Below are 13,203 nucleotides of genomic sequence, written 5' to 3' on the forward strand. Positions count from 1 at the left end.
GGGACCCCCCCCCACTTCTCGGGGCTGAGTGCAATCCGGTGCCGGCGCCTTCCCGGCGGGTAGTGGTTTTGCCCGGAGCGGCACCCAGGCCCGCCGGTTGGGGCTTGGTCTCCCGGATGGGCCCTGCTGTGCCAGCTCGGTAGGGTCACGGCCGTGAGTACCGGCTGCCAAGCCGTGCCGCGCTGCGGACGCGGTGCCCGCCGGGCTCCAATGATCAAGGAGGTTGCGTGACGCCACCGAGGAACCGGCCCGGCTCCGCTTCGCAGCAACAGCACCGTTCTGGTGAGCCGAAGTGGACGACGCTGGAACGGAAGGAGGCTCGACTTCGGTCCGACCAGCTAGCTGACCTCGCCGATCTCCGGCGGCATTTGAGCGCTCGACGCCTGGACCGCTCGGAGATCATCACAGACAACACCCTGATCCGCGTCGCCGTCGACGTGCTGTTGCAGGTTCACGCCGAACGGCTTCAGGGTGACACGGAGGAGGCGCTGCTGGCCTCCGCGCTGCCGCGACGCCGGGCCTCCGTCGCGGCGGAGGAATCCGCCCAGGGGGAGGCCGGCGAGACCGTCGGCAAGGGGAGGGTCCGCCGTTCCGTCGGGAGGGGCGAGCGGCAGCAACCTTCATAGGTCGGCACTCCCAGAGTCTGTGATTTGGCCAACGGGCGCGGTTCTCGCCAACCGCGCCCGTTCCGTTGTCTCGGCACAACGGAATGCCGCTAGGCTGCCGCCGCTCGTTGTTCCGGCACAACGGAAGGAATCCGCGTGGACAACGTCGACATGATGGCCGAGCAGATCAACGACCTGATCCGGCAGGCATACGCCGACGGGACGGCCCCAACCGAGTGCGTGCAACTACTCGCGCAGGCCGTCGGTCTCGCGGTCGACCCGCTACACCAGCTCGAACTGCTGATGCTCGTCACCGACACGGCGGGCCGGGCCGCGCGCGACGCCGCCGGCCGCGCCCTGCGGGGCGAGGGCTGCCCGGGAGGCAAGCCTGCGACCTGGACGGACATCGGCGGCGCGGCGAGCCTTTCGAAGGACACCGCCTTCCGGCAGTTCCACGGCGGTGACGCGCTCTCGTGGTCCCCGGCGGCCCGCGGTGTCCGCCAGGCCGTACGGCGCCCCGCTGCCGGGGAGGCCCGTTGATGTCCGTCGACCGGAGCCTCACCGGGGCCGACCTGCTGCGTGCGGCCGCCGCCGAGGTCTGCTCGTGGGACGAGGAGATCTCCGAGGCCCGCGGCCGCCAAGTGCGGTGGGTGGCGGGCGAGTACGGCCGAGCCTTGGCCCACGCCGACCACCCGCTCGACAGCGAGGCCGAAGGCCGCGCCCTGTTCCGCCGGGCCGCCGTCGACGCCTACCTGGACCTCGCCGCCCGCGGAGAGCTGCGGGCCCGCGCAACGGCCAAGAAACGGGCGAGCACCGACAACTCAAGGCAGACCCGGATCGAGGTCCTGGCGCTGCTCGCGAAGGCGGCCGGGGTGTACGGCGACCTGCCGCCGCAGCCCGACCCCGCCCGCAAGCAGCCTGTGCCCAAGCGGGCCCGGTCCCTGCTGCGGGCCTCTCTGGAGGAAGTCGCCGCCCGAGGTGATGCCCTGCCCGGACAGATCCGCATGCTCGCCATGGGCGCGACAGTCGCCGACACCGGAGCCCGGTCCGGCGAGTTGTGCGCGTGCCGGATCGAGGACCTTGCCCCCTCACTCGAAGAGATCCGGATCGTACGCAGGCCCCAGGGGTGGAGCAGGGATGAGGCCTACGTCGAGCTGATCGCTCTGTCCGCACTCTCCCGGACGGCGCTCCGCCGCTGGCTCGCGGAGCGGCACGCGCTCCTGGAGCGGGTGCGGGGCACCACCACCGCCCTGTGGGTGGGGCTGCGCGCCAACCACCGCGGTGAATACACGGTCCCGCCCGGCACCCCTCTGGAGCCGCGCGGCCTGTTCCGGGCCTGGACCCGGGCGGTCGAGCAGACCAACGAGGAAATGGCCGGCGAACCCTCCTGGGGGCCGCTGCCCACCCGCATGGAACAGCTCCGCCGCGGAGTCAGCCCGAAAGCCTCCCCCGCGCCCCGCCAACCGGACGCCGAACAGGCCGTCGTCCTCCTGGACGACGTCGCCGCAAGTGCAGGGGCCCTCGCCGAGGTGCGCCGCCGCGGCGAACACGAGGACACCACCGCCGAACTCGAAGCCCGTCTCGCCTGCCGCAGGGCTGTGCGGGCAGCATGGGCCGAGGGAATCGAGCACGAAGTTCAGCTGGCCGCGCTCGCCGAGGCGGGCCTGACCAGTGCTGCGGACCTGGCGGCCGCCGGGTGGGAGCCCGCGCTGCTCGCTGCAATCGAGCGTGCGCTGGGATGGGGCCGCCCCTCCAAGGCCAAGGCCGTCTGACTCGCACTCCGAGGCGGGCGCCGAGGCCGCGCTCGCCTCGTTCGAGTTCGACGGCTTCCGCTTCGACGCGACCGGGTGGGCATTCACCGGGATCGAGTACTGGTTCATCTACTCCTGCCAGGTGGCCCGGTACTCCCGAAGGTGTCGCCCGGGGACATGTCCCCGGGCGACACCTTCGGGAGTACCGGGCCAAGCGGTGAGTTCACGAATCCCGAGCTTCGAGAACCTTGCAGGTCAACGCACTGATCCGGTGTCAGCGTGGTCCCTCCACCATGAAGTCGGCGCCAGGCACCGCAACGTCTTCGCAGGTCAAGCGTGGTTACAGAGAGCTACTTGGCACTTCGTGGCAGCTTCGGGAGCACAGGGCCCAGGTCATCGCCTGGACCGTTGCCCAGTACGGCGCGCGGGTCCCCGTCCCCGCCTGACCGTGCCCGGCCGACGAGGACACGCATGGAGAAGCCCCCGGCGGCGCTCGGTGCAGGAGCAGCCGTCGGGGGCTTCGTGCGTCGCCCGGGCCCACTGGGGAGAGCGCCGGGAGACGGCTCAGGGGGCCGCGGCCGCCGGCGTGCCGACGGGCACGGCAGCTTCGAGCCGGTCCAGCCGCTCGTACAGCGAGCGGATCAACCGAGCCCGGCTCTGCACTCGTTCAAGGCTCGTGCACGGCCGCGACAGACAGCCGTCGGCCTCCTGCAGGATCAACTCGGCGAACACGCGGCGGCCGTCGTCCTCGGGCAGCCGGTCCGCGCAGATGCGCACCGCATCGGCAACCACCCACGCCGCCCCGGCGAGGAGGTGGCCGACCGCAGCGACGTCGGGGGCCGGGATGTCTAGCGGAGAGGGCCACGCCAGCGCCGTGCGCACCACCTGCTCGTGCGCGGTGCGGTCGGGCGGCAGTTCCGCCGCCAGGCGTCCATCCGGGTCGTACAGGATGTGGTGGGTGCCGGTCATGGGGTGGCCGCCTCCTGCTGGTCGCGGGCCAGGGCTCGCAGATGGTGGGTGAGTCGGTCGGGGCGGATCAGCGGCGGCGCGCTCTCGCGGGGCGGGCTGATCCAGTGCGCCACCGGGCTGCTGTGCTGACCGGCGGGCATCAGGAGTTGGAAGCCGTCGCCGAGGACCCGCACGCCGGGCAGGCCGGTGGCCGTCCCCCCGGTGCCCGGCGGCACCAGGACGTACAGCTGGTCGCGCAGGTGGTCGGCGAGTACCGGATAGCCCTGGCGCGGGCCCACCCGCATGGCGACCAGCACGTCCAGGCCGTGCGATATCGGGGTGATGGCCACCGCGTCCCAGGTCCGGCCGCACGCCACCCACTGGGTGCAGCCTTCCCCGCGCACCCACTGGTCGCGGAGCCGTTCGGAAGGCTGTGCGAGCCGGTGCCACGTCGGGCTGGAGGTCTCAGCGGAATGGGCCATACCTGGACCGTAGGGGCGGTATACACGACGTAGCCCACACGAAGTGTGTGGGTCATCGACTCCGTCCCGGAGCGCCTCATGGACCGCATCCAGTTCGGCCGCCGCGTCGCCCACTGGCGAGGACGGCGCCGCCTGTCCCAGCAGGAGTTCGCCTCCCTGATGCGGCGCTCCCTGCGCTGGGTCGAGGAGCTGGAGGGCGGACGCCGCCAGGCCGACCCGAACTTGTCGGTGGTCACCGAGATCGCCTCCCGGCTGAACGTCACGGTGGACCGGCTGCTGTACGACCCGGTTGTCCTGTGCCCCGCCGAGAGCGAGATCGACGCGGTGCGCGCCGTCTTGCAGCGTCACGACATCATCACCGGCCGCACCGACGACTCCGGCGCCGACCCGGTGCCCGTCGCCGACCTGCGCCGTGCTCTGGTCCACGCCCGTACCGGGTTCCAGGCCGGGCACTTCGCCCGGCTCGGTGTGCAGATCCCGGCGCTCCTGGTGGCCGCCACGCGCGCCGTCGAGCGTCACCACGGCGAGGACCTCCAGGAGGCGTACCGGCTGCTGTCGCTGTCCCTGGAGCTGACCGAGGCGGCCGCCATCAAGTGGGGCGACACCGAACTCGCCGTCGTGGCCGGGCACCGCGCGGTCGCGGCCGCCGAACGGTCCGAGGACGCCGTGATCAAGGCCAGCGCCGCCCGGCATCTCGCGGACGCGATGACCAGCCACGGCCAGGCGGAGGCCGCGGTCGCCTTCGCCACGGCGGCCGCCGAACGCCTGCGTCCTGAGCTGGTACAGCGCGGAGCGCTGGGGCTGAGCGTGCTCGGCATGCTGTTCCTCAAGGCCGCGCTCGCCCAGGCCGCCGTCGCCGAGGCGGACGACCGCAGCCCCGACGCGGCCGCCCGGACGGTCCCCCTCTACCTGGACCAGGCCGACGAGCACGCCGCCCGGATCGGCACGGACGGCAACGAACTGTGGACGTCGTTCGGGACGACGAACTGCGCGCTGTACCGGGTCGCGGCCCACGTCCAGCTCTCCGCCGGCGCGGACGCCGTGGCGGTCGCCGCGGACATCCCCGCCGAGGCCCTGGACGCCCTGCCTCGCGAGCGCCGCGCCCATCTGCTCACCGACCGGGCGTTGGGCGAGACCCAGGCCGGGATGCGCGAGAAGGCCGTCGACACGCTGCTGGAGGCCGAAGCCCTCGCCCCCGAGGAAGTGGTGTGCCGCCCCCGGACCAAGGAACTCGTCGAGAACCTGCGGCTGTTGGGCACGGGAAGCGCCGAGGGGCGCTTGCACGGCCTCGCTGATCGCTGTGGACTCTCCCGGTGACCATGAACCGCACCCTGTACGTCATCGCCTGCGCCGCGCCTCCCGCCCGCCGCCTGTCCGTACCGATCGAGGCCGCCCAGCAGGCCGGATGGGACGTCTGCCTGATCCTCACCCCGTCCGCCCACCGGTGGCTCACCGAGGACGCCGAGGGCGAGATCGAGGCCCTGGAACGGCTCACCGGCCATCCCGTCCGCCACCAGTACAAGCTCCCCAGCCAGCCCGACGTGTTGCCGCCGCCGGACGCGATGCTCGTCGCCCCGCTCACCAACAACACCCTGGCGAAGTGGGCGACGGCCGTCTCCGACACCCTCGCGCTCGGGCTGATCACCGAGGGCATCGCGCTCGTGCCGATCGTCGCCCTGCCCCATTTCAACGACGCCCAGGCCGCCCACCCGGCCGTCGCCCGGCACGTCGAGTTCCTGCGCGAGGCGGGCGTCACCGTGCTGCTCGGCGAGGGCGGGTTCACTCCGCACAAGCCCAAGCACGGCGACCTGGACGCCTATCCGTGGCAGGCCGCGATCGACGCTCTCCCGGCCTGACCGACCAGAACCCGCCCGGAGTCCGCGAGTACCGGACTTCCGGAATGCCGGAGTGCGGCAGTCCCAGAGTCTGTGACTCCGGCACTGCCGCACTCCTGGCGCCGACCGCCGTCAGTCGAGGTCGTAGTCGTCCTCGGGCGGGTGCGGGCTGACGTGCCCGCAGTAGTGGCAGACCGCCCCGTCCGCGCGGTCGACGGTGGAACCGCAGCAGCGGGGACACTCCCCCCGTTCGAGCACCGGGCCCGCGCCGCGCACGCAGCCGGGGCACGCGTGGCCGGCGGCGTCGTCGAGGACCCAGCCCGCGGCCGCCAACGCGGTCTCGATCGGGCGTTCTTCGGGGAGGTCGTCGGGTTCGAGGTAGACGGCCAGGCAGTACGGCCGGTCGCAGGTAGCAGCGTCGCGGATCATCGGGTCCCTTCGGTCGAGGGCGGCCGGGCTGTCCGGCCCTGCGCACCGCTGTGCCCGGGCGGGCGGCCCGGGCACAGCAGCACACAGGGCCGTCAGACGGCGGCGATCAGCAGGGCCGCGACGAACAGCCACAGGATGTGCCAGCTCTGATCGAGCGCATAGGCCCCGGTCCCGAGCGTGGGCGCGTACTCGCCCTTCGCCGTCACCGGGTGCCCGGCGTGGGCGGGCGTGCCCAGCGAGTAGAACTCCGCCTTCCCGCACCGGTCGGCGAGGCCCTTGAGCGTGGTGCGCCGGTCGGCCCAGTAGTGCGTGACCGCGTCGATCCCGAGCCCGAGGACCAGGCCCAGGACGGTGACCGGCAGGTGCAGCACCAGGACGGCCGGGACCAGGACCAGGCCCTTGGTGATGGTCAGGCCCAGGACGTGGCGGCCGCAGGCGAGGCGCCCGGTCCAGCCGGGCAGGCCCTTGGTCGCGGCCTGGCAGCTGGACTGCACCCAGTGGTCGCCGACGCTGTGCGCGACGTACAGCGTGACGAACACGGCGGCGAAGACGGCGGCGGTGTCGAGCTGGTTCATGATGGGGGTTCTCCTGTCCCTGATGGATGGGTGAGCCCCGGGGGACGGGCCGCTCTTGCTGGCCGGCGGACCGGCCCGCCCTCCCGGGTGCGCGGCGGCTACTGGCCGCCGCGGTCGTCCTGCGGGGCCCCGCCGCCTCGCCGCCGGCCGTCGCTGACGGCCCACTTCTCGAAGGTCCCCGGGGCGGAGTTGTGCAGGACCTCCCGGCGGTACTGCGCCGTGCTGCGCGCCACGTCCATTGCCAGCGCCAGGTCGCCGACGCTGCCGCCGCTGGCGGCGTGGGCGCGGATCAGGGCGTCGCGGATGCCTTCCAGGCGCGGCAGGAGCCGGTGGTCCACGTCGTTGATCATCGTGTGCCAGCTGTTCGGCGAGACGGCCTGGTCCGCCGGGGCGGCGCTCCGCAGCGTGGCCAGGGCCCACAGTGCGCTGTGGAACCAGTCGGCGAGCATGTCGGCGTCGGGGCCGAGCTTCTGCGACTGCTCGGGGGTCAGGCTGATGACGATGTCACCGCCGCCGAGCCGGGATTGCCTGGCCGGGACGAAGGCGATCGGGTCCTTGGCGTTCATCGGGTGCGTTCTCCCTTGGTGTCGTGCGATGGGTGGGTGTGGGTTGGCGGGCGGTCACTGCCAGCCGGGCAGTGCCGGGTGGTCGGTGGAGACGGGGGCCGGGGCGTCGGGGTCGAACACGGGCGTGCCGCCCATGTGGACCACGGCGCGCTGCTGGCCGAGCAGGGCGTTGAAGCGGTTGAGCAGGAAGTGCGCCTCACGGGCGATCTCCGGGTTGCCGCCGTACGTCTGGATGTCCCGGATCGCGTACTCCAGCGACAGGAAGTCCGCCTTCTGGATCGGGATGCGCACCTTCTCCGGGTCGAACTCGGTGACCGAGGCGGCTCCGGCGCTGCGGTACAGGTTGCCGATCACGTCGAGGTGGTGGTCACGGTGGCCGATGTCCGGGCGCCGGGCGGCCACGCGGTCGGCGGCGTGCAGCATGACTCGCTCGTACGCCGCCAGTTCGGCGAGGCTCATCGGGACGTACTCCACGCGCGGGAAGGGGGCGGGGGCCGGGCGGGCGGCGCTCTTGGCGCGGGACTTGCCGAACAGCATGGTGCTCTCCCTCACTGGCTGGGGCGGGGTCAGACCGTCTGCATGTAGCGGGCGGCGGCGTCCACGAACTCGTCGTGGGCGGTCAGGGCCGCGACGCGGGCCGCATTGAGGGTGTCGGCGTCGGTGTCCTGGTGGCGCATCCCGAACGTGGCGTCGACCATGCGGTCCGCGGCGGCGCGCACGGCCGGGTCGGTGATGAGGATGCGCAGCCCGACCAGGGGCGCGGCCACCGCGGCGCGGGTGTCGTGCGAGCGGACGCGCAGTTCCTCGTAGCGGTCGAGGTCGCCCTTGAACTTCGCGTCGCCGCGGCGCCACATCATGCTGCGGTAGGCGCTGATGGCCTCCGCGAGCGCGGTGACGGCGTTCAGGTGCTCCTTGCGCAGTTCGCGCCGGCGGGCCCCTGCCTCGCCGCGCTCGGTGGCCCGCTGCTGGAAGTGGCCGGTGACCACGGAGCCGAGCAGGGTGCCGAGGACGGCGATCACGGCGGTTAAGAGAGCGACGGTCACGGTTTCTCCTTCGGTAGTGGTGCGGTGGGGGCGGTGCGGCTGATCAGTAGCGGGAGGCGCGAACCTCCCAGCCGCCCTGGTAGTCGGGGCGGATCTCCAGGCCGGGGGCGGTGATCGAGCCGTGCACGGCGCCGGGGTGCAGGGTGCTGAGTTCACGGGGTACCAGCAGTTCCCGCCGAAAAAACAACGCTAAGCAGCTTCGCTCCAGTTCAGGGGGCGAATCAGGGCAGCCACAGCGGATGCCCCCCGAGGGGCGTCCGGAGCGCGGTCCTGGTCACTGGCAGCGAGCGCTGACCCGGTTCTCGTACTCGCGGCGGGCTTCACCCAGCAGCGCGGCGACCTGCTCGGCGATCTGCTGGGCGCGGGCCGTCTCGTCGTCGCTCGGCATGGTCTGTCGCATGGCGTCCGCTCCTTGCTGGCTGGCCCGGCGGCCCGGCGAGGCGTACGGAACTTCGTACACCTAGGACTGTACGGACTTCCGTACACCCCCACAAGAAGGCACCTCAAGATTCTTTAGACTGGACACCGGGCGAGCCTCTGAACTGCATGTTTATGCATGAAATTACAGAGTTCGGTACTCCGTGAGTACGTCACTCCGTGACTTCCGGAGTCTGTGACTTGCCGGTACGCGATCCGCCGGCGGGACGGGGCGGCCGGACGTCGCGGGGGAGGGGAGCGGTGCCCGGGCCGGGCGGACCAGCCCACCGCTCCCCGTCACCCTCACCACAGAAGACCCCCGAGAACGCCCCTGGCGGGGGCCAGGAGCGCCGTTCCTGCCACGGAGGCCCGGGAGTGCCGATCAAGCCCCGAGAGCCGCACAGGGCCGCTCAGGGACGCGCCGCCCTCCTCTTCTGGCTGCCGCCCGTAGGGCGTCCGCTGTCCCATCGGTGGAGCCGGGGGCGCCCGTGGCGCCCCCGGCGGAGCCGATTGGGCTGCGTTGAGTCGCCCCGGAGGGGCGTCCTTTCTATGGGTTGACCTGCACGTATGCACTCAGACCAGCCACCCACGGCGCGGGCCCGTCATCACCTCAGCCACGACGATGCCGTCACCCTGGCACCGGCCTTCACCCCTACGGGTGACGGGCCCGCGCCCCTCTCCTCTAACCCCTAACAGGCCCAGGCGCCCGAGAGCGGCGGTGCGCCGTCGCTGCGCTTGTCATGAGCCTGCGGCTTTCGTCGTGGTTGAGGTCATGACCTGCGCTTTCAGCGTGGGGGGGTCCTCTCCAGCAACGACGGTGAGGGTGCCATGAGCCCCTGTACCAGGGACAGGGGCTCATGGAGACGGCGGCCGCCCCGGCCTGTTAGGGGGACGATAGGGGCGGATTCCCACCGAGGCTTGCTCGGTGGGGAGCTGGTCTGCGGCCACCGGCCGCCGGTGGATCTCTTCGGGGGAGGAGCGAACTGGTCCGGCGCCGTGGCGCCGTCGGCCGCGGCGAAGCCGCCTCACGCACGCTCGCGCTCAACTACCTGTAGATGGCCTACGGCGTTCAGCGGCGCAACGCGCCGCAAGGCGCCACACCCGATCTTGGTTTCGATGACCTTGGTTTCGTTCTGCGGTGGCGTTTCAACCACCTCGGGAGGTTGCGTCTCCACCACTCCGGGAGGTGGCATTCATGCAACCTCCGGAGGTGGTATCAGTACCACCTCCGGAGTGACCTGCGGTTTTATGGCCTCAGAGGCCGAAATCGGAGTGAAAACCGAGGTCGAAATCGGGTCTCCGGACCTTCGGTTTTCTGCCCGATTTCGTGATGCGGGCCGCCGGCGGGACAGATGGGCGCCGGGCCGGTCGTCGAGTAGGCCCGAGACGGCCGTCTCGGGCCTGCCAGGATGAGCCTGTGAGCACCACCCGCCGCCCCTTGGGCACCGGACCGCAGTCCCCTGCCCCCGCGCTGAACACCGCCCTCCCGCGCCACGGAACCGTTGCCGACCGGGCCACCGGTCAGCCGCCTCCGATCCCTGACCGCGAGCTGGCAACACGCGACAAGCGGCGCCCCTTGGGGCCAGGCGCGGACTGTACTGAGTAACCCAGACTCCGGAAGTCCCGGAGTCACGTACTCCCGGACCGGCAGCGTCGCGGCCGCCGCCGACGGGCTCCCGGGAACGCGGCCATCCGGCCTGGAGATCGAGCGCGTCAGGTAGAGCCTGACAATTGCATGCCGTCAGGTTTAGCCTGACGGCATGACGGATGTGGAGCATGACCCCGACACCGAGCGGTACGCGTACAGCCCGAAGGCTCTCGCCCGACTCGTCCTCTCGTACGAGCTGCGCGAACTCGCCGACCGAGCCGCCGGCGGTGTGCCGACCGGCAGCGACGACTATGCCGAGCCGGGCGAGGAGGTTGCCGACGCGCTCGCCTTGGTGCACCAGGCCCAGGAGGTGCTAACCCGCGCCGTGCTCTTCGAGCGGGCCCGCCACACCAGCTGGGAGGCCATCGCCGAGCAGCTCGACATGAAGAAGCAGTCCGCGCACGAGCGGTACCGCGAGGCCGAGCAGGAGTGGAAGGACGCCCTGCACGAGCCGTTCAACCCGATCCCGCCCGGCGCCCGGTTCCCGTACGAGTACCTGCGGCTGCACGAGGCCGCGTACGAGCCCATCAAGGCAGGACGGGACTTGGACGAGTGGGCGCAGGAGCACGGCAAGGGCGAGCACGCCGTCACCGGCGGCCTGCCGACGCTCTCCCTACTGGACGAGATGGGCCAGCTTCTCGACGGCCTCAATTACCTGTACCGGGACATGCACAAGCGCCCGGCTCCCGGTGCTCGTCTCCGGCTGACCGAGCGCAAGGCGGCTCTGCTCGACCGCATCGCCATCGAGGAGGGCCGCCCCGAGGCCGCCGCGCAGGCGGAGGAGGCCCGTGCCCTCGCTGCCCAGCTCAGGGCCGAGATTGAGGGCACCGCATAGCCGCGATCACGTCTCGCCGTCGTCGCCCGCAGGCCTTTCCTAGTGCGTCAGCGCGCGGCCGCCAAGTCCTCGTGCTGCGCCATCTGCGCACCACGGCAGACGCCGCACAATCCGTCCTCGGCCTCAGTCGTACGGCCGCACGGCGAGCCATCCCAGCGCAGACCCGAGCAGGGCGCCGGTTCCGCGCCGTACATCACCGGCATCGATGGCACCTCCGGGGCCGCCTCCGGCTCGCTGGTCGGCTCCTGGGGGCGGTCGCTGTCGGCGTCCAGCGTCGCCAGCCGCAGCCGGTGGATGTCGGTCGCGGCCGATCTCGCGGCGAACTGCGCCGCCAGGAGCTGACCGAGGAGGTCGGCGCCCTCCCGGCGGACCCGCTCGCGCGCCTGTTCTGCCTCGGCGAGCACCCGCTCCTTCGCGTCCGCCCACTCGGCGGGCGGGTTCTCCATCCGGGCGACGTCCTCGGCGGCCCGCTCAGCAGCTCCGGCGATGTCGCTCTCGAACCCGCCCACGCACAGCGGGCACAGAGCGCCCTCGGTGCCCCGGTTCTGCTCGCACCCGGGGCACAGCAGGCGGGTCGCCGGGGTGGCGGCCGCCGCTTTCTTCGCCTCGCGGTCGGCCTTGTAGTCGGCCTTGTAGTTCTTGCCGCGCTCGATGCACAGCACGCACGCCTCGCCGCCCGCCAGCAGTTTGCCGTCCTCGCAGCTCAGATCCGGGCACTCGCCGTGTCGCACCATCGCCACCGCCGCGCCCACCGGACGCTCCAGGCGACCCGTCTCGAACTTCTCGGCGTACCCATGTGTCGTCCAGCGACGTAGAACCCGCAAGACCAGCTGCTCAGCGGTCCGCTCCCTAAGGGCCTTCGTCACCGCCGTCACGAGCGTCTTCGGCGCATCGGTGTGCGCGGTCTCGCGCATCGCCTCCCGCAGCTCCGGACGGAATGCCTCCAGAACCCTCAGCACTTCCGGCGCCAGCGGCACCTCGGCGGCCTTCTTACGTGCTTCGCGGGCCGGAGCGGGCTTCGGCGCCGGCGCGGGCGCGGGCTTGCCCTGCGCCGGGATCGTCGCGGCCGCCGTCTTCTTCGCGGCCTCCGTGCGCCCCTCCCACTTCGCGGCTGCCTTGAACTCTGGGTGGGCGTTGTAGAAATCCCGCAGTCGAAGCTGGCCCTGGTAGCCCGTCGGAGGGTTGTAGCGGACGAAGTACTTATACCCCTGGCGCATCCCGCCTGCGTACCGGTACTTCTCCGTCCTGATCGCGCCGAGCGCTTCCAGCTCCTTGCGGTAGGCGGCTACCTGGCGATCGTCCTTGAGCTCCAGGACCACTGCGATGGCTTTCTGCTTCGGGCAGGCGATCCGCTTCTTCGGGTTCTGGATACGCGAGTTGATGTGCTCGGCGAGGAAGGCGTACATCAGGAAGGCCTTGGCCGACAGACCGGCGAGCATCACCCACACCGGCACCGGCGTGCTCACGGTCGGCCAGTCCTCGGCGACCAGCTGGTCGCCCTCTTCCTCGCCGTAGCCGTCGTCGTACGGCTCGTCGTCGAAGTCGTTCACCGGGCCGCCTCCGAAATCATCGAGGCAGCCGCATCGTGGATAGAGCACACGAGCAGGGGCGCGGAGGCAGCGCCTGGCGGTCGAACGATGGTGCACATGGTGCGGGGGACCGGGTGGTGCATGGGGTGCGATCTCTCCCAATCGGGGTAGAGAGTCGCACGTCGGGGATCATCACCAGGTATTCGGACGGACCTATCAGCGGTGCTGCGGAAAGGTCGCCGGGGCGGTTACCCTGTTTGATGGTGACCGGGCCCGTCAGGGTCGGGAACCCGGCATCAGCCGACGTACGACTCAGGAGCTGTGGCTTAGGGGCCTGTGACTGAGTCAGGTTGTGAAGGTCGAGAGCCGCTCCTGTTGGCGCAGGGGCGGCTCTCGGCATTTACGGAGCGCGGGCGGCCATGACGGCCATCGTGAAGTCCTTCCGCCAGTCGGTAGAACCGATGATCAGCTGGTGTTGGTCGGCAGACCGCCGTCGGATATATCCGCTGTGGTGGAGCCGGGCTTCCGGTGCGAGCGCTT

At 71.5% G+C, this 13,203-nt stretch carries 16 protein-coding genes; 6 read left to right on the forward strand and 10 right to left on the reverse strand.

Going from position 1 to position 13,203, the window contains the following annotated elements; translation table 11 throughout:
* The first annotated feature begins 227 nt into the window (after positions 1–227).
* The 3 genes from IE267_RS36405 (at position 228) to IE267_RS36415 (ending at position 2,377) form a co-directional block, all read left to right on the forward strand.
* Positions 228–626 (forward strand): hypothetical protein, encoded by a 399-nt coding sequence (locus tag IE267_RS36405; RefSeq protein WP_189766160.1) that lies wholly within the window; start codon positions 228–230, stop codon positions 624–626.
* A 135-nt stretch (positions 627–761) separates the two neighbouring features.
* Positions 762–1,145, forward strand: a complete 384-nt coding sequence (locus tag IE267_RS36410) for a hypothetical protein (RefSeq protein WP_189766161.1) — start codon at positions 762–764, stop codon at positions 1,143–1,145.
* The gene (locus IE267_RS36415; protein WP_189766162.1) at positions 1,145–2,377 is read left to right on the forward strand and encodes a site-specific integrase; all 1,233 of its coding nucleotides are present in this window, start codon (positions 1,145–1,147) and stop codon (positions 2,375–2,377) included. Before IE267_RS36410 ends, IE267_RS36415 begins: the two co-directional genes overlap by 1 nt.
* Positions 2,378–2,920: 543 nt before the next feature.
* Here IE267_RS36415 and IE267_RS36420 read toward each other — a convergent pair.
* Both IE267_RS36420 and IE267_RS36425 read right to left on the reverse strand, forming a co-directional pair.
* Complete coding sequence (locus tag IE267_RS36420; protein WP_189766163.1) at positions 2,921–3,325, reverse strand: restriction endonuclease; 405 nt, start codon at positions 3,323–3,325, stop codon at positions 2,921–2,923.
* Positions 3,322–3,786: a hypothetical protein gene (locus IE267_RS36425; protein ID WP_189766164.1), complete on the reverse strand. Its 465-nt coding sequence runs from the start codon at positions 3,784–3,786 to the stop codon at positions 3,322–3,324. Before IE267_RS36425 ends, IE267_RS36420 begins: the two co-directional genes overlap by 4 nt.
* Before the next feature lie 78 nt (positions 3,787–3,864).
* Between IE267_RS36425 and IE267_RS36430 the strand changes: the two genes are divergently transcribed.
* Together IE267_RS36430 and IE267_RS36435 are read left to right on the forward strand one after the other, a co-directional pair.
* Positions 3,865–5,103, forward strand: a complete 1,239-nt coding sequence (locus IE267_RS36430; protein ID WP_189766165.1) for a helix-turn-helix domain-containing protein — start codon at positions 3,865–3,867, stop codon at positions 5,101–5,103.
* A gap of 2 nt (positions 5,104–5,105) precedes the next feature.
* Positions 5,106–5,642 (forward strand): flavoprotein, encoded by a 537-nt coding sequence (locus tag IE267_RS36435; RefSeq protein ID WP_189766166.1) that lies wholly within the window; start codon positions 5,106–5,108, stop codon positions 5,640–5,642.
* 111 nt (positions 5,643–5,753) lie between these two features.
* On the opposite strand, the gene IE267_RS36440 is transcribed toward IE267_RS36435, so the two are convergent.
* The 7 genes from IE267_RS36440 to IE267_RS40230 form a co-directional block, all read right to left on the reverse strand.
* A complete protein-coding gene (locus IE267_RS36440; protein ID WP_189766167.1) occupies positions 5,754–6,050 on the reverse strand; it encodes a hypothetical protein in 297 nt (98 codons plus the stop codon).
* A 92-nt stretch (positions 6,051–6,142) separates the two neighbouring features.
* Positions 6,143–6,625: a transcriptional regulator gene (locus IE267_RS36445; RefSeq protein ID WP_189766168.1), complete on the reverse strand. Its 483-nt coding sequence runs from the start codon at positions 6,623–6,625 to the stop codon at positions 6,143–6,145.
* Positions 6,626–6,723: 98 nt separating this feature from the next.
* A complete protein-coding gene (locus IE267_RS36450; protein WP_189766169.1) occupies positions 6,724–7,191 on the reverse strand; it encodes a hypothetical protein in 468 nt (155 codons plus the stop codon).
* Positions 7,192–7,245: 54 nt separating this feature from the next.
* Positions 7,246–7,728, reverse strand: a complete 483-nt coding sequence (locus tag IE267_RS36455; RefSeq protein ID WP_189766170.1) for a hypothetical protein — start codon at positions 7,726–7,728, stop codon at positions 7,246–7,248.
* Positions 7,729–7,757: 29 nt separating this feature from the next.
* The gene (gene kilB, locus IE267_RS36460) at positions 7,758–8,234 is read right to left on the reverse strand and encodes a plasmid transfer protein KilB (protein WP_189766171.1); all 477 of its coding nucleotides are present in this window, start codon (positions 8,232–8,234) and stop codon (positions 7,758–7,760) included.
* 43 nt (positions 8,235–8,277) lie between these two features.
* Positions 8,278–8,421, reverse strand: coding sequence for a hypothetical protein (locus IE267_RS36465; RefSeq protein WP_189766172.1), 144 nt, complete (start codon positions 8,419–8,421; stop codon positions 8,278–8,280).
* 87 nt (positions 8,422–8,508) lie between these two features.
* Complete coding sequence (locus IE267_RS40230) at positions 8,509–8,634, reverse strand: hypothetical protein (protein WP_268251636.1); 126 nt, start codon at positions 8,632–8,634, stop codon at positions 8,509–8,511.
* Positions 8,635–10,411: 1,777 nt separating this feature from the next.
* On the opposite strand from IE267_RS40230, the gene IE267_RS36470 reads away from it, so the two are divergent.
* Complete coding sequence (locus IE267_RS36470; protein ID WP_189766173.1) at positions 10,412–11,134, forward strand: hypothetical protein; 723 nt, start codon at positions 10,412–10,414, stop codon at positions 11,132–11,134.
* Positions 11,135–11,181: 47 nt separating this feature from the next.
* Here IE267_RS36470 and IE267_RS36475 read toward each other — a convergent pair whose 3' ends face one another.
* Positions 11,182–12,684 carry a hypothetical protein gene (locus IE267_RS36475; protein WP_189766174.1) on the reverse strand — a complete coding sequence of 501 codons (1,503 nt, stop codon included), beginning with the start codon at positions 12,682–12,684 and terminating at the stop codon, positions 11,182–11,184.
* Positions 12,685–13,203 lie beyond the last annotated feature (519 nt).

This window comes from Streptomyces xanthochromogenes (assembly GCF_014650455.1).
GTDB classification, from domain to species: Bacteria; Actinomycetota; Actinomycetes; order Streptomycetales; family Streptomycetaceae; genus Streptomyces; species Streptomyces xanthochromogenes.